This is a genomic window from Streptomyces sp. NPDC002328 (genome assembly GCF_042890065.1).
Lineage (GTDB): Bacteria > Actinomycetota > Actinomycetes > Streptomycetales > Streptomycetaceae > Streptomyces.
The window spans coordinates 209,845-228,843 of the sequence record NZ_JBIARQ010000006.1; the positions used below are offsets into that span (position 1 = coordinate 209,845).

The following is an 18,999-nucleotide window of genomic DNA, read 5'->3' on the forward strand; positions in this document are numbered from 1 at the left end:
AGCTGGTCATGACGGGTTGGCGGGTCCGGGACTACTCCCCGGACGATCTCGAGGGAGTCCTCCGTGTCGACATGGAGAGCGGCACGACCGAAGAACAGGCCCTCTTCCCGCTCTCGGACGCCGTGACGGCCCTCCAAGCCCTCCACCCCGCTGTGGTGGCCACGGCGAACGACGTGGTCGTCGGCGCCGCGGTGAGCAGGGTGGAGGGCGACCGGGCGTGGATCCTGCGCATCTGCATGGCACCTGCCTGGCGGCACCAGGGGCTGGGCAGCGCCCTGATCACGGCCCTTGAGCGACGGCTTTTCACCGACGGTGTCCGCGCGGTGCACGCCGCCCTGCCCGCGGGCGAGACCGGTGCCACCGCGCTGCGCAACTGCGACTTCGGCGCCCGATCGGGCCTGGTCTTCTTCGAGAAGGGCAGACCGGTGCCCCCGCGGGCGACCGCCATGCTCTCCTCGCTCGGAGCGGAGCTGCCACCCGGCGGACTCTGGCAAAAGGTCGCGGGCATGCAGAAGGAAAAAAGGCTCATCGAGCGCCGTCTGGTCCTGCCACTGGCCCATCCCGAACTGGCCGCGGAGCACGGTGTGGAGCTGCCGCGCGCGGTGATGCTGTTCGGTCCGCCCGGGACCGGCAAGAGCACCTTCGCGCACGCGATCGCCAGCCGCCTGGGATGGCCCTTCCTCGAGCTGTTCCCCGCGCGTCTGGCCGCCGAGTACGGCCTGGCGAGCGGGTTGAACCGGCGCTTCGACGAGATCTCCCGGCTCGGCCACGTCCTGGTGTTCATCGACGAGGTCGAGGAGGTCGCCGGCGCACGCGGCGGCGCGGACGCGACCGCGGTCGGCGTCGTCAACGAGCTGCTCAAGGCGATCGTCCGGTTCCGCAGTCAGGACGGGCGGCTGCTCGTCTGCGCCACGAACGACGTGACCACGCTCGACTCCGCGTTCCTGCGGCACGGCCGCTTCGACTATGTACTGCCGATCGGCCCTCCCGACCACCGTGCCAGGACCGCGCTGTGGGAGAGCTACCTGGCACGAGCGGGCGCGAAGGCCGACAGCGAGGCACTCGCGTCCGCCAGCGAAGGTTTCACACCGGCCGACATCGCCCACGTGGCGCGAACCGTCTCCCAGGCCGGATTCGAGCGCACCTTCGACACCGGAACCCGCATCCTCCCCACCACGGACGACTACCTGGACACGATCCGCGACACCCAGCCCACGGTCAGCGCCACCATGGCCCAGGAGTTCGCCGAACAGACGGAGCAGTACGCCCGCCTCTAGCCAGCGTCCCCGCCCGGGAAGCGCGGCCTCCTCGGCGCCCCGGCCTCGGTCGACAACCGACGTGTCAGGCCGACGGGATGGGCCCCTGCCGACAGCGGTGCCGATGAGTGGCCCTGGCGATCTCCGCCACCGCGTCTCCGAAGGTCATCAGCCGGGGTCCGCTGAGTTCGTAGTGCCACCCGGCGTGCCCGGCCTCCGTGAGGGCGGCGACCGCCACCTCGGCGATGTCCTCGGCGTCGGCGAACGCCTCCTTGCCGTCCCCGGCCGGCAGCCGCACCTCGCCGCTCAGTACGGGGCCGCACAGGAAGTCCTCGCTGAAGTTCTGGAAGAACCACCGCGGCCGCAGCACGGTCCATTCCAAGCCCGCGTGCTCAAGCGCCCGCTCCGCGGCGAGAACGTGCTCCTGGTCCGCCCCGCCCTCGGGCATGGACAGCAGCACCGCACGCCGGGCACCGGCCGCCGCGGCCTGCCGGGCCAACGCGCCAATGGCCTGCGCGGCCTGCGGCCTGCCGAGGTCGGGCACCACCAGGTACATCGCCGTCACATTCCGCAGTGCCGGCTCCCACGTACCCCGGTCGTTCCAGTAGCACGGGGGCCGACGGCCGGAGGGCCATGGGATCCGACGGACGGCGGATCGCCCCGATGTCCTGCCATCACCACGACAGGAAGGCTTCGCGGGCCGGAGCGTCGGCCTGGTCGACCAGCGTCGCCCCGAGCGAGGCGTGGTGGTCGGCGAGCAGCCGTTCCTGGAGCCTGCGGGCGAGGCTCTGGTCGTCCGTATGGGGATGCACCACGATCTCGGTGACAGCGAAGACGTGTCCGGAGGCGGTGAGCTGTTCGACGCGCTGCGGAAGCGTCCCGTCGAACCCCCGCCACCACGTACCGTCGCGCGGTACGGGGAAGCCGTAGGCACACCCGGCGAAGGCCATGTCCTCCCCGATCAGCAGGGCGAATCCGGCCCGCCGGACGGCGCCGGCGAGCCGCTGCGGAAACGCCTCCCGGCCCCGGTACTCCTGGCCCGCCTGCGCGCGGGAGGACTCCATGTACAGGTCGGCCAGATCCTCCCGCAGGGTCTCGGCCTGCCAGCGGTTCAGCCGGCGCAGACGTACCGCGTGGGCGGGAGTCGGGGCGCTTCCCTCACCCCGTGGCGGCTGCCGGCGGAGCGGGGCTGTCACGGCGCACCGCCCACGACTGCGGGAACCCGATGTGAGGGTGGTCGGAGGACGTGGCGTTCGTGGAGGAGGTCGCCGGAGCCGGTCATCTCGATGACGCGGGCCACGCTCGGGGGCGGATGGTGCAGTTGGAGGGTCATTCCGGCATCGGCGCCGAGCCGGGATGCCGTGAGGAAGGCGTTGAGCCCGCTGACGTCGCAGAAGGTGACCGCCGTGAGATCGACGTCGGTGGTGCGGATGCCGTCGCGCAGGCATCCGGCCAGTGCGGCGTACACGAGCGGGGTGGTGACCAGGTCGATCTCTCCCGCGAGGGTGATCAGCGCGCGGGTGGTGTGGTCGTGCCGGTAGACGTTCAGCTGGGGAAGGGGCATGGCTCCTCGATCGCAGTGCCGGTCGGGAATGCCGCGTGGCAAGGGCCGGGTCCGGCCCTCACGGTGTGCCGCCGATACGGGGGTGTAGGCGGTGACGGGTGAACGGCCGGTTGGCAGGCCGGGTTGGCAAGCACGGTGGCGGATCGGTCGTCCGGAGGTGCGCCATGAAATCGGACGGAAGACCGAAGGACGGAAGGGTTCGCGGCAGCGGGCTTACGGGCCGTTCTGTCGGTTCTGTGGGTTCTGGGCGGGGGCTCACCCCGCTCCCCTATGTGTGCGGCGCCAGGGGCGGATCCGCCCGCGTCCGCCGTCGCGTTGGTCGCGGCGGCCGACGGCCGGTCGTTCGTGTCCGTCCGCCGGTCTTCCGCGGAGCCGACGGAGCCGGTCCTGGGACGGGCGTCCCGGAGCGGCCGTAGTGGAAGGCGGCGATGCGGTCGCTGTGCTGCGAGTTGAGCCGGTGGATGAGGAGCACCCCGAGGGCGATCATCGCGATGATCACGGTCACGGTCACGAATGTCTCCACGGTCCTCACCTCCCCATTGGTTGATACGGCAGCGCGGCGGTGACGGCCGGGATCCGTGGACGTGCGGCCGGACCGCGGGCCTCATGTCCTCCTTCGGACTCCCAGACCGCTTCCACGGCCCGGTCGGTCTCGACCACCGTGCGCAGGCGCGCCGCCTCCTCCATCAACCGGCTCGCGGTCGATGTGCCCAGTGGGTCACTCGCGGCGGCCATCAGCCAGGCGGCCGAGGCGGGGTCCGTCCGCGGCGGGACCACCAGGAGGTTCCAGCGGCCCATGTGGTACGAGAGCAGCAGCAGCTCGTGCGGGTCCTGCTCGGACAGGAACCAGCCCACATTCACCACATGCCCGGCGACGGCCACCTTGCGCGGGACGACCGGCCAGTAAACGGGATTCACCGTGACCCGGGTGATCCGCCCCCACAACGGATCCAGTACGGCTGTCAGGGAGAGGAGTTCCGCCCCGAGGTCGCGGGAACGGGGCCACCAGGCGCCGTCCAGCAGAGCCGGGGCGGGACCGGCGGGAGCAAGCGACAGACGGGGGGAGCGCGAGGAGAACCGGGGATCGGCTTCGTCCGTCGGCGGGTGGGAAATGGTCGCGGTCATGACGCGAACCCTGCCCCGGGCCGGTCACGACCGGCCCGGCATATTCGATCGCCGAAAACGACACAAGCGTGGAAGCCGGTGCGCGAAATATCCTCGGTAGTCCAAGCGTACTCCTCGTACAGGCCCAACGGACCGTACGGCCGACGGAGGAACGGCCCCATGCGCCCCTGTCCGGAACCGCTGTCCCTGGGGCAACGATCAAGGCACACGAGCCCTTAAGTGCGGCCGCGCCCCTCCTTCCCCGGCAGTACTGTCGGCCGCGCGCGAGTTGGGCACACACGGTGGTGCTGCTTCTCGCTGGGCGTAGGAACCGTCCGGGTCGGCGTACTGACCGTGCGGTGCGAAGGAAAGGTGACCGGTGCCGCTCCCGGGCTGTTCACTGCGGGCCCGCGGGTCTTCCGTGGCGCTCGCTCGGGTCCGCTCGCTCGGTGCCGGTATCGATGAGGATCTGTTCGGCGCGCCTCCCGCTGCCGGCCCGGATGGCCTCGGCCATGGCGGCGCGCGCGGCCTCGGGTGTCGCGTGCGGCGGGACCACGAGGAGGGAGAAGAGATCGTGCTCGTCCCGGGTGATGAGGACGGTGTCGTCTCCGACCGGGAAGGAGTCGATGCGGACGACTCGGTCGTCTATGGTCATCCGCGTCGGCAGCTCTTCCCAGGCGCCGGTGTCCAGGCCGACACGCGTGATGGGCCCGAGGTGCTCGGACAGTGCGGTGACCAGGCTGGGGAGTTCGGCGGCGATGTCACGGGAACGAGGCCACCACACCCCGTCGAGCACGCCCTGCCGGTCATGCGTCGTTTCCAGCCTCACGACAGCCGTCCCGGGCCGCACGGCCTGGTGGACGGCGTCCGGCAGGAGGCGGGTCACACGCGGGGACTCGGAGTCGACCATCGCACCTCGCCTGTCTGTCTGTCTGTCTGGAATGAAGGGACCGAGTGGATTCCTCGTTTCACGGTACTCCCCGGGCCGGCAGCGGCCGGGGAGTACCGCCGGTCACTCGCGGGGACTTCGGGCTGCCACAGCAGAGTGAGAAATCCGGCCCGTCTCATACGTGACATCGAACTGCGAGGTCGCCATGCAGTCCATGGAAACACTCTCGGGCGGACGCGCCGAGGTCCGCGTCGTCGCCGCCTCGCCCGAGGTCGCCCGTCGGGTCGCGGAGATTCTCCGCCGTTGCTTCGACGCCACCGAGCAGCAGCGCAGCTATCCCACGGGCCCCGACGGCGGGACCCGCCTCGACCTCACCGTGAACACCACCCGCGCGGCCCAACCCGCTCGGTCGTGGCCGGAGGCCAGCCGGTCCGCGGAGGAGGCCGCCGGCGGAAGTGAGACGGCGTCCGGGAACGGTCCGCCCGGCTCCTTCGGGGAGTAGCGTGAACTCACCGAGAGCACTTCGCACACCGGCTCCGATGCCGGTGCCGTTCCCGGTGAGCGACGACACCGGGCGGCTGCCCTTGCGCAGAGGTCCGGAGACTGGTTCGCGCGATGTCCGCGACCACCCTTCATCTCCCTCTGCAGCCCGTTCCCTTCAGAGCCCCGACCGCGCGCCTCGCGCTGAGATCCGAGAGCTCTTCCCCGGGGCCCCCCGAGTTGGACGGCGCATGGTGGCCCCGTTCACGTGACCTGCCGAGCGAGCTCTCCGCCTTGGCGGACGTGCTGGATCCGCTGTGGGGACGGATCACCCGTATCGCGGTCGACCCCCGCCACTGGCCGGTCCTCCCGCCCAGGATCTTCGTCAACGGCCATTTGGTGAAAGCCGGTTGGTTCACCTCTGAGCCGGATCCACACGCGATCCTTCTGCTGTCCTACACCGCGGGCCGCTGGAACCTCCTCGTGATCCCCCCGGAGACCGGCGCCCCCTCGGCCTCCCGGCTGATGGCCGCCGCGAGTGCGGACACCGGCCCGCCGACGACCGCGACCGCGCTCATGACGGCGGAACGGGCCCGCACCGGAAACCCGGAGACAGGGAAGGCAGGAGCGGCGGTGCTCTCTCACCGCACGGCCGCGAGCAGCGGCGCGCTGTGGGGGTGTGACCGCCCATGGTCACCGCCCTCGCCGTCAGTGGTTCCGACCGTCGCGGCCACGCGCCTGGTCCGCCGGTTCGACGCACCGCACGCGGAACGCGTCGCCCGCCGCAGCCGGGCAGTGCGTGGCAGGTCCGGTCACGTGTGATCGACCGCGGTGGCCGCCGTGAGCTGCTCCGCGGCCTCCTCGGTCGTGTCCCGAGATACGACCAGCAGGTCCCATCGCCCGACGCGGGGCGAGCACTGCCGGTGGACGACGATCACGGCCGTCACCATGACGTGCGGCCGCTCGCCCCATCGCGCGCGACTGGGCCGTCCCATCAGAGCCTTGACCAGCTCTCCCAGGCGCTGCCCTCATGCTCCGCCCCGATGAAACCGCTGGTCGTGGGCAGGTACCCGAGGTGCTGCCCGGCGTAGAGTGAGCACCGAGAGCCTGTCCGCAAGCACGGCACGAGTGGCGGCGACCATGGCAACACTGCACCAGCGGAAGAACCACCGAGAAGCGATCATGAAGACCCTGTACGAGGGCATGGAAGGCAGTGGCCTCCCTGACATCTCCGGGGCCAGGCTGCGTGACGAGTTGGAGATCCCCGAGCAGGATCTGGCCGCGGCCTGCACGTATCTGGTGGGCGAAGGGCTCGTCACGGTTCGCTGGGCCCACGGAGACGCGCCCGCGACAGTCATGCTGACACATCAGGGAATACTGCTCATGGAGGCTGAGGAGGAGGACCGCTGCTGACCCGGCGAGGCCGCTTCAGGCCGCAGGAGCCCGCGCCGTACTGCCCGTCCCGTAAGGGCACCGATACCTGCGAGGCGTTGGGCCCGCGGGCTTCGGTGCGAGGCCGCCCTGACTCGAGGGCGGCGTGGTGGAGGGTGCGGTGCCCGGTGCGGGAGATGAGATGCGGTCACGGCCGGCGGCCGAGCCGGGTTTCTCGCGGCAGGTCGTCGAGCAGCTGAGCACAGGCTCTGATCGTGATCGATCCGGCCGGACGGATCCTCGCCGTCGACCCGGCCGCCGAGCGGCTGCTGGGCCGTGCCGCCACCACGATGCGCGGGAGGACGCGCACGAGCTGCTGCACCGGGACGCGGCCGGCGTCACGCTCCCCCGGGAGCGGTGCCCGCTGCTCCGGGCGCTGCGGCCTGTACGAGTGCCCCGGAGGACCTCACCGAGCGGCTGACACTGGTCGCGGAGATCACCGACGTACTGGGGCAGACCCTGGAGACCGATGAGGCCCTCGCCCGGCTGGGCCGCCTGCTGGTCCCCCGCCTCGCCGACTGGTCGGCGGTGGACCTCCGGGCCGGTTCCGGGCAGGTCCACCGGGTGGCGGTGACCGGCCCCGCGGGCCGGGACGCCGGACTGGAGGGCAGGCGCGAGCACCTTCCCGAGGTCGGGGAGGGGGACCAATCGCCCCCTCGTCCAGGTGCTGAACGGCGGTGATCCCGTACCGCAGAGCGAAGCGGAGACGGCGGCCGCGCTGCCCGGCTCCGGCCTGGCCGCCGTCCACAGCGACTTCCTGCGGACGGTGCGCGCGACGTCCGCCATGACGGTGCCGCGGGGCTCCAGACGGCAGATCACCGGTGCCTTGACGGTGGTGCGCACCGACCCGGTACCCCCCTTCGACACCGCCGACCCGCAGGTGGTGAGCGACATCGGACGACGGGTCGGCCTGGCCGTCGACAACGCACGGCGGTTCGGCCGCCGGCGCGCCGTCGCCGAGGCCATTCAGCGCAACCTGCTCGCCTCGCTGCCCCAGCCCGGCCGCCCGCGGCTGGCCGCCCCCCGTCGGCTCCCAGGTCGGCGGCGACTGGTACGACGCGTTCGAGCTGAAGGACGGCACGCTCGCGCTGGTCATCGGCGACGTCGTGTCGTCGGGGGCTGCCCGTCCGTGGCCGGGCAGCCCCCGACGTGTCGGATCAGGGCCTCGACGGGTTCGGCTGGACGAGGCCGGTCTGGTAGGCGATGACGACGAGTTGGGCGCGGTCGCGGGCGTGGAGTTTGGCCATGGCGTGGTGGATGTGCGTGCGTACCGTCAGGGGGCTGATGTACAGCTGCCCGGCGATGTCCGCGTTGGTGAGTCCTTCGGCGGCCAGGGCCATGACTTCGCGTTCGCGGTCGGTGAGGTCGGCCAGGTTTTTCTGGGCTGCGGGGTGGATGCCGGGCTGGGGGGCGGCGAGGAAGCGGGTGATGAGGTTGCGGGTGGCCTGGGGAGAGAGGAGGGCGTCGCCGGCGGCGATGGTGCGGATGCCGGCGACGAGGCCCTCGGCGCCGACGTCCTTGCCCAGGAAGCCGCTGGCTCCGGCGTGCAGGGCCTTGGCGACGTGTTCCTCGGTCTCGAAGGTGGTCAGGATGAGGACGCGGGTGGCCGAGAGAGCGGGGTCGGCGCAGATCTTCTCGGTGGCGGCGAGGCCGTCCGTGCCGGGCATACGGATGTCCATCACGACGATGTCCGGTCGATGGGCGCGGGTGAGCGTGATCGCCTCCTCTCCGTCTGCGGCCTCGCCGACCACCTCCATGTCGGGGCGGGAGTCGACGAGGATCCGGAAGGTCTCGCGCAGCAGGGCCTGGTCGTCGGCGAGCAGGACGCGGATGGTCATGGGGTGCTGTCCTTGGCGGGCGCGTAGGGGTGGAGGGGGAGTTCGGTGCTGACTTCGAAGCCGCCGGTGGGGCGGTGTCCGGCGCGGAGTCGTCCGCCGATGGACAGAGCGCGTTCGCGCATGCCGATGAGGCCGTAGCCGCTGCCACCGCTGTTGTCGGGGGTGGAGGCGGTGGTCTCGGGGGTGGGGCCGATTCCCTGGTCGGTGATCGTGATGGACAGGCGGTCGTGGGTGTAAGTGAGGTCCACTTCCGCTGTGCTGGTGTGTGCGTGCTTGGCGACGTTGGCCAGTGCTTCCTGCACGATGCGGTAGGCGGTGAGGTCCGCTCCCGGGGTGAGCGGCTGCGGCTGTCCGTGGGTGGTGAGGGCGACGGTGAGTCCGGCGGCCGTGTGCGCGGCGACCAGGCCGGGGAGCTGGGCAAGGCTCGGGGCGGGCTGCAGCGAGTCCTCCGAGGCGCCGCTCCGGCGCAGCAGTCCGACGGTGGCCTTCATCTCGCGCAGGGCCGCGGCGGTGGTGTCGCCGAGGGCGTTCACCATCTTCTCGGCCTGGGCGGGATGGCTGCGGATGAGGAGGGCGGCGGTGGTGGCCTGGGCGTTGGCCAGGGCGAGGTGGTGTGCGGAGACGTCGTGGAGTTCGCGGGCGATGCGCATGCGTTCCTCGGCGACGCGGTGCCGGGCCTCCTCCTCCCGGGTCCGTTCGGCGAATTCGGCGCGGGCGTGCACCGACTCCAGGTAGGCCCTGCGGAAGCGGGCTGTGGAGCCCAGGGCGGCCGGCAGCAGCAGCCAGGCGACGGGACCGATCACGTTGAGGGCCAGGGAGCCCGCGGCGGGCTCGGCGATCAGGGCGGACCCGGCGACGAGGGTCACCGCGGTGAGGGTGACGTTCCGGGTAGTGGTGCGCTCGGTGTGCCCGGCCAGCGAGTACAGCGCGACCATGAGGGGGGCCAGGAGCAGGGCGGTCATCACGTAGCCGGCGAGGGCCATGCCGGTGGCGCAACCGATTGCTACGGCCGTGACGGTGAGGGGCCTGGTACGGCGCCACAGCAGCGCGGTGCAGGAGAGGGCGGCCAGGAGGACGCATGGCCACCACTGGGCGGGGGCGGCCATGTCGGAGGCGCCGTACATGCTGCCGGGGAAGGCGCCGGCGAGCAGGAGCAGGGCGATCGTGGAGTCGACCGTACGGGGATGGCGCTGCCAGGGGGTGGTCATGGTGCGTCCTGGTGCTTCCTGTCGGGTGTGGTGACCATGGTGCCCGAGCGGCGAGTGGCCGACGGCCCGGCGGAGCGCTGAGCGCTCCGCCGGATGTGCGGTTCGTCGGCTGCGGGCCGGTGGGGGCTTGTCGCGCAGTTCCCCGCGCCCCTCGAGGGGCGGCGTTGCCGCACCCAGCTCCCGAGGCCACTCAGCGGACAAGAAGATCTCGTCGCTCCTCCTCGTCGGTCGCCGCGGCTCCGATCAGGGCATGGCCCTCCACATCGACGTGGGGCACGAGGCGCTCCAGTCGGCGGGGCATCGTCCAGGCCCGTTCTCCCAGCAGGGCGAGGACTGCGGGGACGATTGTCATCCTTACGACGAACGCGTCGAACAGCACCGCGATGGCCATGCCGAAGCCGATCATCTTGATGAGGGTCTCGCCGACTCCGATGAACCCGGAGAACACCGAGATCATGATCACGGCTGCGGCGACCACCACGCGGGCGCTGTGGCGGAAGCCGGAGACGATCGCCTGTCCGGTACGTTCGCCCCGGAGGTGGGCTTCCCGGATGCGGGTGACGAGGAAGACCTCGTAGTCCATGGCCAGACCGAAGACGATGCCGACCATGACGATCGGCATGGTGTTCATGATCGGGCCGGTCTGGTCCACGCCCAGCAGTCCGGCAAGCCAGCCCCACTGGAAGACTGCTACGACAGCGCCCAGGGCCGCGAGCACCGACAGCAGGAATCCCAGGGCCGCCTTGAGTGGAACCAGCACCGAGCGGAACACGATCAGGAGCAGCAGGAACGCCAGGCCCACCACGAGCCCGAGGTACGGCACCAGGGCCCCCTGGACCTTCTGGTCGCTGTCGATGTTGCCTGCCGTACTCCCGCTGACCATGAATGTCGCGTCGGTGGCCTTCCCGATGGCCGGGCGGTCTCCGCGCAGGGTGTGGATCAGGTCGACGGTTCGCTCGTCGGTGGGAGCGGTGGCCGGGGTGGCGGAGAAGATCGCGGTGTCTCCCGCCTTGTTGAAGCTCGGCGTCGAGACGGACACGACACCGTTGACGGCACCGATCTCCCGGGCGGTCGCGTCCACGGCAGCCTTGGGGTCCTTCGCCGACCTCGCGTCCACGACGATGGTCAGCGGGCCGTTGAAGCCGGGGCCGAAGCCCTTGGCCAGATCGTCGTACGCGCGGCGCTCGGTCGTCGAGGTCGGCTTGGACTCGTCACCCGCCGTGCCCAGGTGGAGCTTCACTGCGGGGAGGGCGATCACGCCCAGGGTCGCGACCGCCACCAGCAGAACGGGCAGCGGGCGGCGGACGATCAGGCGGGCCCATCGGCTGCCCGTGTTCGGCTCTTCGGCGTCGGCGGCCGGACGTGCACCGGACCGACGTACCGCGCGCGCCAGGACCGCCCGGGGAAAGATCCCGAGCATGGCCGGGATCAGGGTCACCGCGACCAGTACCGACAGGGCCACAGTGCCGGCCGCCGCCAGGCCCATCTGGGTCAGTGTCGGGATGCCCACGACCGACAGCCCGGCCAGACCGATCACGACGGTCAGGCCCGCGAACACCACCGACGAGCCGGCCGTGCCCACGGCCACGCCCGCCGCGTCCTCCGGGGCGAGGCCCCGGGCGCGTTCCTCGCGGTAGCGGGAGACGATGAACATCGCGTAGTCGATCCCGACCGCCAGCCCGAGCATCAGCGCCAGCGTGCTGGTTGCGCTGGACAGGCCCAGCGCGCTGCTCAGGGCGAGGATGGTCGCGGTGCCGATCCCGACGCCGATCAGCGCGGTCAGCAGCGGCAGTCCGGCCGCGGCCAACGAACCGAAGGTGATGAGCAGGACGACGGCCGCCACCACCACGCCGACCAGCTCAGTCGCACCGCCCGACGGCTGGGCCGCCAGGACGGAACCGCTGACCTCGACCGTCAGGCCCGCGTCCCGGCCCGCTTCGACGGCCTTCTCCAGGTCCTGCTTCGCGGCATCGCTGACGTCCTTCGCCTTCACCCCGAACGTCACCGACGCGTACGCCGTCGATCCGTCCTCGCTGACCGCGTCCGCGTCCGCGTCCGCCTCGAACGGATCGGCCGCCCGGACGACCTGGTCGACCTTGCCGACCCGGCTCACGACCTCGTCGACGACCGAGCGGTTCTGCGGGTCGGTGAGCTTCTGGCCGCCCGGCGCCACGAACACGACCTTCGCGCTCGCGCCCTCCGCGCTGCCGCCGACGCTCACGCCCGGGAAGCGCTGCTCGATGAGATCGAACGCCCGCTGCGACTCCGTACCCGGCATCGAGTAGGAGCCGTCCGGAGCGGCCGGCGCCAGCGCCGACGCCGTTCCCGCGGCAACGAGCGCCACCACCCACATCAACAGGACGCGCCAGCGGCGCCGGAAGGCCAGCCGGCCCAGTCGATCAAGAAAGACAGCCACAGGAGGGTCTCCACATCCGAACTCGGGGAACCCTTCCAGGCTGTCCGCAGGGCCCCCGTCCGTCTTCGTGTGGTCACCGGTACGCACCTACTGCATGCGCAGTAGGCGGCCTGCGGAGGGGCTCAGCCGTGCGGCGAGCGGTACGCCGCGGCTGCCCCGGGATGCAGGGCGATGCCGCCCGAGCCGATCAGGCTGCCGACGTCGAGGAACTGGGTGCCGACGGCGTTGGCGGGGACGAGGGCGGTCGCCCGGAGGACCAGTAGGCGGGTGAGCGCCTCGGCGACACCGCGACGGAGGTCGGGGCGGCACACCCGCCTTCGGCACCCGGACGCGTTCAGCGCGCCTCGCCGAGGCGGAGCGGCAACGTGAGGGCGTCCCCGCCTGGGGCGGGCGACCCGACCGTCATGGTGGCGGCCGTCGTCCCGGCGGCCACCACGACGACCATGCGGATCGGCGTGTGCAGTCGCAACGGAGGTCTGAGAGGCGGGAGGACAAGGCGACGCGCACGGGTGCGAACGCGTCCCGCACGCGCGCGGCCCGGCCGAGCCAGGGCGTCCTGCCCACAGCGTGCCCGCAAGGGCGGACAACCACGGTCAGCAGAGGTGCGCTCCGGCCCGGACAGTCATTCCAATCAGACGTATATTCGCAGGTCAAAGCCATATCAGACGGTCAAGCGTCGTAGCTTCCCAAGCTGAGAGCGCGAGTTCGATTCTCGTCACCCGCTCCACGATGAAACCCCAGGTCAGTGGCCTGGGGTTGTTTGTTGTCCAGTCCAACCGGCGGGTACACCCTCCGTACACCTGTCGACGGGCAGCGGGATCGGGACGAGCTCAAGGGGCGACCATCCCAAGCGCACCCACCGCTGCCCCTGGGGCACATGCTTGCTGCGGGACACCGCGGCGACGCGACAGCACCCGGTCCGCCCGGTGGTCCGGGCCTGTGGGAACCGGTCGACGTGGCGGTGGCCTGGATCCTGGGCGTGATCTCGTCGAAGCCGGACGGGTGCAGGTTCGAGCTGATGGCGAGTGGCTGTGCGCCGACAGCGCAGGTCGTCTCAGACTCGTATCCGGTTCGGGTCCGTGGTGTGCTCGACGCCTGGGGCCGTGCGCCACAGTGCGGCCGAGAGCCACATCAGGATGCCGCCGACCAGGACGTGCAGCCCGCTGGTGAGCAGGGAGTCGGGCAGCGCGGTCAGGAACGCGAACAGCGGCAGAACCACGGTGTACCCCCACGACGGCACCCTCGGGAAGACCCGGGCGCGGATCATGACCGCCCCGAACAGGGCGCAGCCCACGGCGAAGACGGCCGCGGAACCGATGAGCGCGGGGATGGTGGGGCCGGTCAGGGTCTCGTCGACGACATCCCCGTCCAGGTAGAAGATCACCAGGTTCGACGCGAACGCGGCACCGCCGAACAGGCCGAGGCCGATGAGGTTCACGGGCGCGGCGATCTTCCCGAGGCTCCCGGCGACAGGGCCCTGGCGCAGGTGCAGCGCGGTGAGCAGCGGCAGGGCGAACGCGGGGGCGAGGGCGAGCGGGACGCTGGTGGCCGAGGTCTCCCCGGTGAACGCCTCGACCAGGCCGGGCAGGGCGATCAGCAGGCCGGACAGCGCCCCGCACAGGGCGCCGACGCGAAATGTCGATGAGATGGAGGAGTTGACGGATGAGGCCATGGGGCTGCTCCGGTTGCTCGGACGGTGGGTGGTTGTCCGGACCGTTGACTGCGGGCTCGAACGGTGAGCACCTGCTCGTACAGCCGGTCCGGGTGGCAACGGTAGGAAGCAGCCGGTCGGCGTCGGGAGGTGAAGGACGTCGGGCATCGGCGTCCGGAAGTCACCGTCTTCCGGACGGCGCCGTGGCGTTCGGCACATGCCGTTGGGTCTGATCCGGCCGTGATGTGCCCGGCGGTGCCCCAAGGCGGTCGTGATCGGCCTAGCCTGGCGGCAACGGGGTGAGGGGGTGCGCATGGTGGTGTACGCGCCCGTGCGATGGGTGCCGCCGCTGCTGTACGGCGTCGTACTGGTGGGTGGTCTGTACTCCGCGGTGGCCGGCCTGGATGCCCGTTCGGGGCCGACGACCTGGCGGGCGGCCGGCTTCGTCACCGCGATCGGTGCGCTGTTCGCCCTGGAGGCGGCCGGACGCCGTTGGCCCGCTGCTCCGGTACCGCTGCTGCTGGCCCGCTGCACCCTGATCGCGGCGGTGGTGTTGCTGGACGCCTCGGGACTGTCCCAAGTCCTGTTCGTGCTGCTGCCGTTCACCGCCTACTTCGCCTTCGGCCGCACAGCCGCGCTGGCACTGGGCACGCTGTGTCTGGCCGGGCTGCTCAGCACCTACCTGCTGACCGCGCCCGGCTGGTACCGCGACCAGGAGCATGTGTCGGACCTGTTGATGCTCTGCGTCGGGCTGGTGCTGGCGATCTCGATGGCGGCGGTGGCTGTCGGCGAGCAGCGCGCACGGCTCGAACTTCAGGCGTATGCCGCGCGGGTCGCCGAACTGTCCGCCACAGCCGAGCGCAACCGGCTGGCGCGGGACATCCACGACAGCCTCGGTCACCATCTCACCGCGATGTCCGTGCAGTTGGAGATGGTCTCGGACTTCAGAAGCCTGGACCCCGACGCGGCCCGGCGTGCGCTGGACGAGGCACGGCGATCGGTGCGGCTCGCGCTCGGCGATGTACGGCAGTCGGTGCGCGCCCTGCGGGACGAGCCGACGCGCCCCACTCTGTCGGCGGCGCTCACCGCGCTGGCGCAGGACGGCGCGGCACGACCGCGGGTCGCTGTCGAGGTGAGCGGCGACGAGGACGGCTGGGGCACGGTCGAGCTGACCGCGCTGTACCGGGCCGCGCAGGAGGCCGTCACCAACGCGCGCCGCCATGCGCGGGCCGCACAGGTGACCGTTGTGGTCCAGTTGGCCGGGGACGCCGCGCGGCTGGAGGTGACGGACGACGGCCGCGGCTTCGCACCGGACACGGACGCCGCCGGATTCGGGCTGCTCGGCATGAAGGAGCGGGTACATCTGGTGGCGGGGAGCGTCGACATCGACAGCAGCCCGGGCGCCGGCACCCGGGTGACGGTCACGGTCCCGCGCGGGGCGACGGCGAAGTCCGGGTGGACGGGGAGGCAGTGACATGAACGACGAGGAGCCGGAGCAGACGCCGCCCGTGCGGGTGCTGGTGGTGGACGACCAGCGGCTCATCCGGGACGGCATCGCCTCCCTGCTGTCCATCCGGCCGGGCATCGAAGTGGTCGGCACCGCCGTGGACGGCCGGGACGCCGTGGCGAAGACTCTGCAACTCGGGCCGGATGTCGTGCTCATGGACGTCCGGATGCCGGAGATGGACGGTGTCGAGGCGGTCGCCGTCCTGCGCGACCGGGCGCCGGAGTGCCGGGTGGTGATGCTGACGACGTTCGACGACGAGGAGTACGTCGTGCAGGCACTGCGGGCCGGAGCGCACGGCTATCTCCTCAAGGATCTGCCGGCCGAGGAACTCGCACACGCGGTCCGTCTGGCGCATGCGGGCGTCACCCAGCTCGACTCGTCCGTCGCCCGCCATCTGACCGCCTTCCTGCCGCGTTCCGGCCCCGCTGCCAAGGCTCCCGCCGTCTCCCTCAGCCCGCGCGAGACGGACATCCTGCGGCTCGTGGCACAGGGGCACACCAATCGGGAGATCGCCGCGCGGCTGTACCTCAGCGAGGGCACGGTCAAGAACCACGTCTCCCGCATCCTGGGCCGCCTCGCCCTGCGCGACCGCACCCAGGCGGCGCTCCGTGCCCGGGACCTCGGCCTGTTGTGATCGCGCGCAAGGCGGCGAGGACATGTGCCTGCTCGTCGGCCGGGTGCCGGTTGACGACCGCGCCTACGACCGCGCCTGGCAGGTACAGGAGGTCCGCGAACAGACCGAGAGCGAGTGCCGGCCGTTCCGAGGAAGCCGCGACCACCGGCCTTGCAGCGCAAAGCAGGCTTCACCCGAGTTCGGTGCGCCCGCGACGCCATTCCCCACTGGAATCCCACCGAGCACAGCCGAGCACAGTGCCCGTTCGCGCACGCGCTCTGCCCACCGGTCTTCGCGCCCGTGGCCACAGCGGGCCCGTAAGGGCACACAACCACGGTCGACAGCGGTGCGAACCGACCCTCACGACCCCGCCGAGGAGAGGACATCCGCCCAGGTCAGAGACTTGGAGCCCGCCCAGGCGCCGTCGCTTCCCAAGCTGAGAGCGCGAGTTCAATTCTCGTCACCCGCTCCATGACTAAGGCCCAGGTCAGGAGACCTGGGCCGTTTTGTTGCGCGGAGGCCGGCTGACCCGGCCTGCGGACACCGGACGCGGGTGGGCCCCGGCCTGTTGTGTGCGCGGCTGCGGCCGGGGCCCCGGATCGCGGGTTGTGCTGTCGGTGCGGTCGGTTCCGCCCGTCGGGTGACGGGCCGGGCGAGCCTGGCGGAAGGGTGGGGCTCGCTCCTTCACGGGCGCGGGGGCGGAGTCGTCCGCGTGCGCCGAGCCCGGGGCGGTCGGGGCGGCGGGTGCCGCTCGTCGGCGCCCTGCCGCGGGCCCTTCGCCGAGCCGACGGAGCCGGTCCCGCGACAGGGATCCCGGTGCGGCCGTAGCCGGTGCGGTGCCGATGGGAGCGAGCGACAGACGCGGAGAGAGCGAGGGGAGCCGGTCATCGGCTCCGGTCGTCGGCGGGTGGGAAATGGTCGCCAGATTCGATCCGACGCGGCCAGAGCCGGTGCGATCCGGGCTGTCGCCCTCTGGTCCGGACCGCGTAGGCGCCGGTCAGGACCCCTGCCCCTGCCCAAGCGCCGGTACTTTTCAAGCTGGGAGGGCGAGTTCGATTCCCGTCACCCGTCACCCTCACCCGTCACCCTCACCCGTCACCCTCACCCGCTCAAGCCGAAGCCGCTTCCACGAGGGGAGTTGTTCCGGCAGCCTGAGCCCGTGCCGCAGCAGGGTGGTCGCAGCGTCTCGCGCCGGGGGAACTACATGGCCACACGACGTCGCCGAGCTGATCCGTGCCGAGTCGGGGAATATCGATCCACTGGTGTGTCGGTCCCCCGATGCGCCCGCGGGCTTCGGCGAGGGTTTCCCTGACGGAGGGGGTGGCATGGTGAAGGATGCGGGAGACGAGGGGAGCCGGCCGCCGGCCGAGAAGGGATTCTGGCAACTGGTCGTCGGGCAACTGGGCACGGCCCTGGTCGTGGTGGATCCCGCCGGACGGATCCTCGCGGTCAATCCGGCGGCCGAGCGGCTGCTCGGCCGCGCCGCCCCGGCGATGCACGGGGAGGACGCACACGACCTGCTGCACCGGGATGCGCACGGCGGCAGGATCCCCAGGGAGCAGTGCCCGCTGCTGCGGGCCGTGGCCGAGAGGTCCGAGGCACGCGAGGAGAGCGACGTCTGTCTGCGCGGTGACGGTCGCCTGATCCCGATCTCCTGGTCCGCTTCTCCCGTGACGGACGACGGCGCCTTCATCGGCATGGCCGTGCTGTTCACCGACACCGCCGGCGAGCGCAGCGCGCGTCGGGAGCGTGCGGCCTACACACGTGCTCTGGAGGACCTCACCGAGCGGCTGACGCTGGTCGCGGAGATCACCGACGTACTCGGCCAGACCCTGGAGACCGATGAGGCCCTCGTCCGGCTGGGCCGCCTGCTGGTTCCCCGCCTCGCCGACTGGGCGGCGGTGGATCTCCGGGTCGCTTCCGGGGAGGTCCACCGGGTGGCGGTGACCGGTCCCGCGGGCCGGGAGGCCGGACTGGAGGGCGGGCGCCAGCGTCTTACCGAGGCCGTGGAGGGAGATCACTCACCGCTCGTCCAAGTGCTCAACGGCGCTGATCCCGTACTGCAGCAGGAGGCGGATCCGGCCGCACCGCCCGCCTCTCCCCTGGCCGCCGTCCACGACGACTTCCTGCGGACGGTGGGCTCGACGTCGGCCATCACGGTGCCGCTCGGCCCCCGAGGGCAGATCACCGGCGCCCTGACGGTGGTGCGCACGGACCCGGAGCACCCCTTCGACAGCGACGACCTGGACGTCGTGAGCGACATCGGCCGCCGGGTCGGCCTGGTCATCGACAACGCACGGCGGTTCGGCCGCCAGCGCGCCGTCGCCGAGGCCATGCAGCGCAACCTGCTCGCCCCGCTGCCCCAGCCCGGCCGCCTGCGGTTGGCCGCCCGCTACCAGCCCGCCCCGGCCGGCTCCCAGGTGGGCGGCGACTGGTACGACGCGTTCGAGCGGAAGGACGGCACGCTCGCGCTGGTCATCGGCGACGTCGTGGGCCACGACCTGACCGCGGCGGCCGGCATGGCGCAACTGCACGGCATCCTGCGCTCACTGGCCTGGGACCACATCGGCCCGCCCGGTGCCGTCGTCGACCGCCTCGACGACGCCATGCTCGCCATCACCACCGTCCCCATGGCCACCCTCGTCCTCGCCCTGCTCGAAGGCGACCCGTACGCCGGTCCCTGGACACTGCGGTGGACCAGCGCGGGGCACCCGCCGCCTCTGCTGCTGACCCGGGACGGACAGGCGCAGTACCTCGAAGCGGGACAGGGAGTCGTCCTCGGTGTCCCTCCGGGCACCGGCGGCAGCCGGCCGAGCGCCGCTCGGTCCCTTCCACCGGGTTCGACTCTCCTGCTCTACACCGACGGCCTGATCGAGATCCCCGGCAGCGACCTGGACACCGGCCTCGCCCGTCTGCGCCGCCACGCCCTCGCTCTCGCCCATGAACCGCTGGACACGCTGTGCGACCAACTGCCCGCCCGCATGCCGCCCGGCAGCACCGACGACGTGGCCCTCCTCGCCCTGCGTCTGCCGTCGCCCTGAA

21 protein-coding genes and 1 pseudogene are annotated in these 18,999 nt (G+C 71.7%); 9 read left to right on the forward strand and 13 right to left on the reverse strand.

The genetic code is table 11. From position 1 onward, the window contains the following. Positions 1 to 8: 8 nt before the first annotated feature. A complete protein-coding gene (locus ACFYX4_RS18330; RefSeq protein WP_389333607.1) occupies positions 9 to 1,277 on the forward strand; it encodes an ATP-binding protein in 1,269 nt (422 codons plus the stop codon). A gap of 64 nt (positions 1,278 to 1,341) precedes the next feature. On the opposite strand, the gene ACFYX4_RS18335 is transcribed toward ACFYX4_RS18330, so the two are convergent. From ACFYX4_RS18335 to ACFYX4_RS18360, 6 genes are all read right to left on the reverse strand, one after another. Further along, positions 1,342 to 1,821: a hypothetical protein gene (locus ACFYX4_RS18335; protein WP_389333610.1), complete on the reverse strand. Its 480-nt coding sequence runs from the start codon at positions 1,819 to 1,821 to the stop codon at positions 1,342 to 1,344. 109 nt (positions 1,822 to 1,930) lie between these two features. Next, complete coding sequence (locus ACFYX4_RS18340) at positions 1,931 to 2,452, reverse strand: hypothetical protein (protein WP_389333613.1); 522 nt, start codon at positions 2,450 to 2,452, stop codon at positions 1,931 to 1,933. Beyond that, a complete protein-coding gene (locus ACFYX4_RS18345; RefSeq protein WP_389333616.1) occupies positions 2,449 to 2,820 on the reverse strand; it encodes an STAS domain-containing protein in 372 nt (123 codons plus the stop codon). Before ACFYX4_RS18345 ends, ACFYX4_RS18340 begins: the two co-directional genes overlap by 4 nt. A gap of 268 nt (positions 2,821 to 3,088) precedes the next feature. Next, on the reverse strand, positions 3,089 to 3,343 hold the full coding sequence (locus ACFYX4_RS18350; protein WP_389333619.1) for a hypothetical protein: 255 nt from the start codon (positions 3,341 to 3,343) through the stop codon (positions 3,089 to 3,091). Positions 3,344 to 3,348: 5 nt separating this feature from the next. After that, positions 3,349 to 3,945, reverse strand: a complete 597-nt coding sequence (locus tag ACFYX4_RS18355; RefSeq protein ID WP_389333622.1) for a DUF5994 family protein — start codon at positions 3,943 to 3,945, stop codon at positions 3,349 to 3,351. Between the two features lie 376 nt (positions 3,946 to 4,321). Beyond that, a complete protein-coding gene (locus tag ACFYX4_RS18360) occupies positions 4,322 to 4,834 on the reverse strand; it encodes a DUF5994 family protein (RefSeq protein ID WP_389333625.1) in 513 nt (170 codons plus the stop codon). A gap of 184 nt (positions 4,835 to 5,018) precedes the next feature. Here ACFYX4_RS18360 and ACFYX4_RS18365 point away from each other — a divergent pair, with 184 nt between their 5' ends. Next, a complete protein-coding gene (locus tag ACFYX4_RS18365; protein ID WP_389334202.1) occupies positions 5,019 to 5,315 on the forward strand; it encodes a hypothetical protein in 297 nt (98 codons plus the stop codon). 113 nt (positions 5,316 to 5,428) lie between these two features. After that, the gene (locus ACFYX4_RS18370; RefSeq protein WP_389333628.1) at positions 5,429 to 6,115 is read left to right on the forward strand and encodes a DUF5994 family protein; all 687 of its coding nucleotides are present in this window, start codon (positions 5,429 to 5,431) and stop codon (positions 6,113 to 6,115) included. Here the strand turns inward: ACFYX4_RS18370 and ACFYX4_RS18375 are convergent. Next, positions 6,106 to 6,288, reverse strand: coding sequence for a hypothetical protein (locus tag ACFYX4_RS18375; protein ID WP_389333631.1), 183 nt, complete (start codon positions 6,286 to 6,288; stop codon positions 6,106 to 6,108). The two genes, ACFYX4_RS18370 and ACFYX4_RS18375, sit on opposite strands and share 10 nt — an antisense overlap. 145 nt (positions 6,289 to 6,433) lie before the next feature. Between ACFYX4_RS18375 and ACFYX4_RS18380 the strand changes: the two genes are divergently transcribed. Beyond that, positions 6,434 to 6,706, forward strand: coding sequence for a hypothetical protein (locus ACFYX4_RS18380; RefSeq protein ID WP_389334205.1), 273 nt, complete (start codon positions 6,434 to 6,436; stop codon positions 6,704 to 6,706). Positions 6,707 to 7,081: 375 nt separating this feature from the next. Beyond that, positions 7,082 to 7,405 (forward strand): hypothetical protein, encoded by a 324-nt coding sequence (locus tag ACFYX4_RS18385; RefSeq protein ID WP_389333634.1) that lies wholly within the window; start codon positions 7,082 to 7,084, stop codon positions 7,403 to 7,405. 476 nt (positions 7,406 to 7,881) lie between these two features. Here the strand turns inward: ACFYX4_RS18385 and ACFYX4_RS18390 are convergent, their stop codons facing one another. The 6 genes from ACFYX4_RS18390 to ACFYX4_RS18415 all read right to left on the reverse strand — a co-directional run bounded on the left by ACFYX4_RS18390 (position 7,882) and on the right by ACFYX4_RS18415 (position 13,858). Next, positions 7,882 to 8,562 carry a response regulator gene (locus ACFYX4_RS18390; protein ID WP_389333637.1) on the reverse strand — a complete coding sequence of 227 codons (681 nt, stop codon included), beginning with the start codon at positions 8,560 to 8,562 and terminating at the stop codon, positions 7,882 to 7,884. After that, a complete protein-coding gene (locus ACFYX4_RS18395) occupies positions 8,559 to 9,770 on the reverse strand; it encodes a sensor histidine kinase (protein WP_389333640.1) in 1,212 nt (403 codons plus the stop codon). Before ACFYX4_RS18395 ends, ACFYX4_RS18390 begins: the two co-directional genes overlap by 4 nt. Positions 9,771 to 9,960: 190 nt before the next feature. Then, on the reverse strand, positions 9,961 to 12,186 hold the full coding sequence (locus tag ACFYX4_RS18400) for an MMPL family transporter (protein ID WP_389333643.1): 2,226 nt from the start codon (positions 12,184 to 12,186) through the stop codon (positions 9,961 to 9,963). A 122-nt stretch (positions 12,187 to 12,308) separates the two neighbouring features. After that, positions 12,309 to 12,497, reverse strand: coding sequence for a hypothetical protein (locus ACFYX4_RS18405; protein WP_389333646.1), 189 nt, complete (start codon positions 12,495 to 12,497; stop codon positions 12,309 to 12,311). Between the two features lie 23 nt (positions 12,498 to 12,520). Then, a complete protein-coding gene (locus ACFYX4_RS18410; protein ID WP_389333649.1) occupies positions 12,521 to 12,655 on the reverse strand; it encodes a hypothetical protein in 135 nt (44 codons plus the stop codon). 585 nt (positions 12,656 to 13,240) lie between these two features. Next, positions 13,241 to 13,858 carry a hypothetical protein gene (locus tag ACFYX4_RS18415; RefSeq protein ID WP_389333652.1) on the reverse strand — a complete coding sequence of 206 codons (618 nt, stop codon included), beginning with the start codon at positions 13,856 to 13,858 and terminating at the stop codon, positions 13,241 to 13,243. Positions 13,859 to 14,150: 292 nt separating this feature from the next. Between ACFYX4_RS18415 and ACFYX4_RS18420 the strand changes: the two genes are divergently transcribed. The 4 genes and pseudogenes from ACFYX4_RS18420 to ACFYX4_RS18435 all read left to right on the forward strand — a co-directional run bounded on the left by ACFYX4_RS18420 (position 14,151) and on the right by ACFYX4_RS18435 (position 18,998). Next, positions 14,151 to 15,311 (forward strand): sensor histidine kinase, encoded by a 1,161-nt coding sequence (locus ACFYX4_RS18420; protein ID WP_389333655.1) that lies wholly within the window; start codon positions 14,151 to 14,153, stop codon positions 15,309 to 15,311. Position 15,312: 1 nt separating this feature from the next. Beyond that, positions 15,313 to 15,978 (forward strand): response regulator, encoded by a 666-nt coding sequence (locus ACFYX4_RS18425; protein WP_389333658.1) that lies wholly within the window; start codon positions 15,313 to 15,315, stop codon positions 15,976 to 15,978. Further along, positions 15,977 to 16,069: pseudogene (locus ACFYX4_RS18430) on the forward strand (VapC toxin family PIN domain ribonuclease); the annotation flags it as partial. The gene ACFYX4_RS18425 and the pseudogene ACFYX4_RS18430, both read left to right, overlap by 2 nt. Before the next feature lie 1,213 nt (positions 16,070 to 17,282). Next, complete coding sequence (locus ACFYX4_RS18435; protein ID WP_389333661.1) at positions 17,283 to 18,998, forward strand: SpoIIE family protein phosphatase; 1,716 nt, start codon at positions 17,283 to 17,285, stop codon at positions 18,996 to 18,998. The last annotated feature ends 1 nt before the right edge of the window (position 18,999 follow it).

Bases quoted from the DNA above. Each gene is read 5' to 3' on its own strand.
- ACFYX4_RS18415 (WP_389333652.1), bottom strand. From the start codon at position 13,858: ATGGCCTCATCCGTCAACTCCTCCATCTCATCGACATTTCGCGTCGGC.
- ACFYX4_RS18360 (WP_389333625.1), bottom strand. From the start codon at position 4,834: ATGGTCGACTCCGAGTCCCCGCGTGTGACCCGCCTCCTGCCGGACGCC.
- ACFYX4_RS18390 (WP_389333637.1), bottom strand. From the start codon at position 8,562: ATGACCATCCGCGTCCTGCTCGCCGACGACCAGGCCCTGCTGCGCGAG.
- ACFYX4_RS18395 (WP_389333640.1), bottom strand. From the start codon at position 9,770: ATGACCACCCCCTGGCAGCGCCATCCCCGTACGGTCGACTCCACGATC.
- ACFYX4_RS18355 (WP_389333622.1), bottom strand. From the start codon at position 3,945: ATGACCGCGACCATTTCCCACCCGCCGACGGACGAAGCCGATCCCCGG.
- ACFYX4_RS18330 (WP_389333607.1), top strand. From the start codon at position 9: ATGACGGGTTGGCGGGTCCGGGACTACTCCCCGGACGATCTCGAGGGA.
- ACFYX4_RS18435 (WP_389333661.1), top strand. From the start codon at position 17,283: ATGGTGAAGGATGCGGGAGACGAGGGGAGCCGGCCGCCGGCCGAGAAG.
- ACFYX4_RS18375 (WP_389333631.1), bottom strand. From the start codon at position 6,288: ATGGGACGGCCCAGTCGCGCGCGATGGGGCGAGCGGCCGCACGTCATG.
- ACFYX4_RS18425 (WP_389333658.1), top strand. From the start codon at position 15,313: ATGAACGACGAGGAGCCGGAGCAGACGCCGCCCGTGCGGGTGCTGGTG.
- ACFYX4_RS18380 (WP_389334205.1), top strand. From the start codon at position 6,434: ATGGCAACACTGCACCAGCGGAAGAACCACCGAGAAGCGATCATGAAG.
- ACFYX4_RS18370 (WP_389333628.1), top strand. From the start codon at position 5,429: ATGTCCGCGACCACCCTTCATCTCCCTCTGCAGCCCGTTCCCTTCAGA.
- ACFYX4_RS18345 (WP_389333616.1), bottom strand. From the start codon at position 2,820: ATGCCCCTTCCCCAGCTGAACGTCTACCGGCACGACCACACCACCCGC.
- ACFYX4_RS18420 (WP_389333655.1), top strand. From the start codon at position 14,151: ATGGTGGTGTACGCGCCCGTGCGATGGGTGCCGCCGCTGCTGTACGGC.
- ACFYX4_RS18365 (WP_389334202.1), top strand. From the start codon at position 5,019: ATGCAGTCCATGGAAACACTCTCGGGCGGACGCGCCGAGGTCCGCGTC.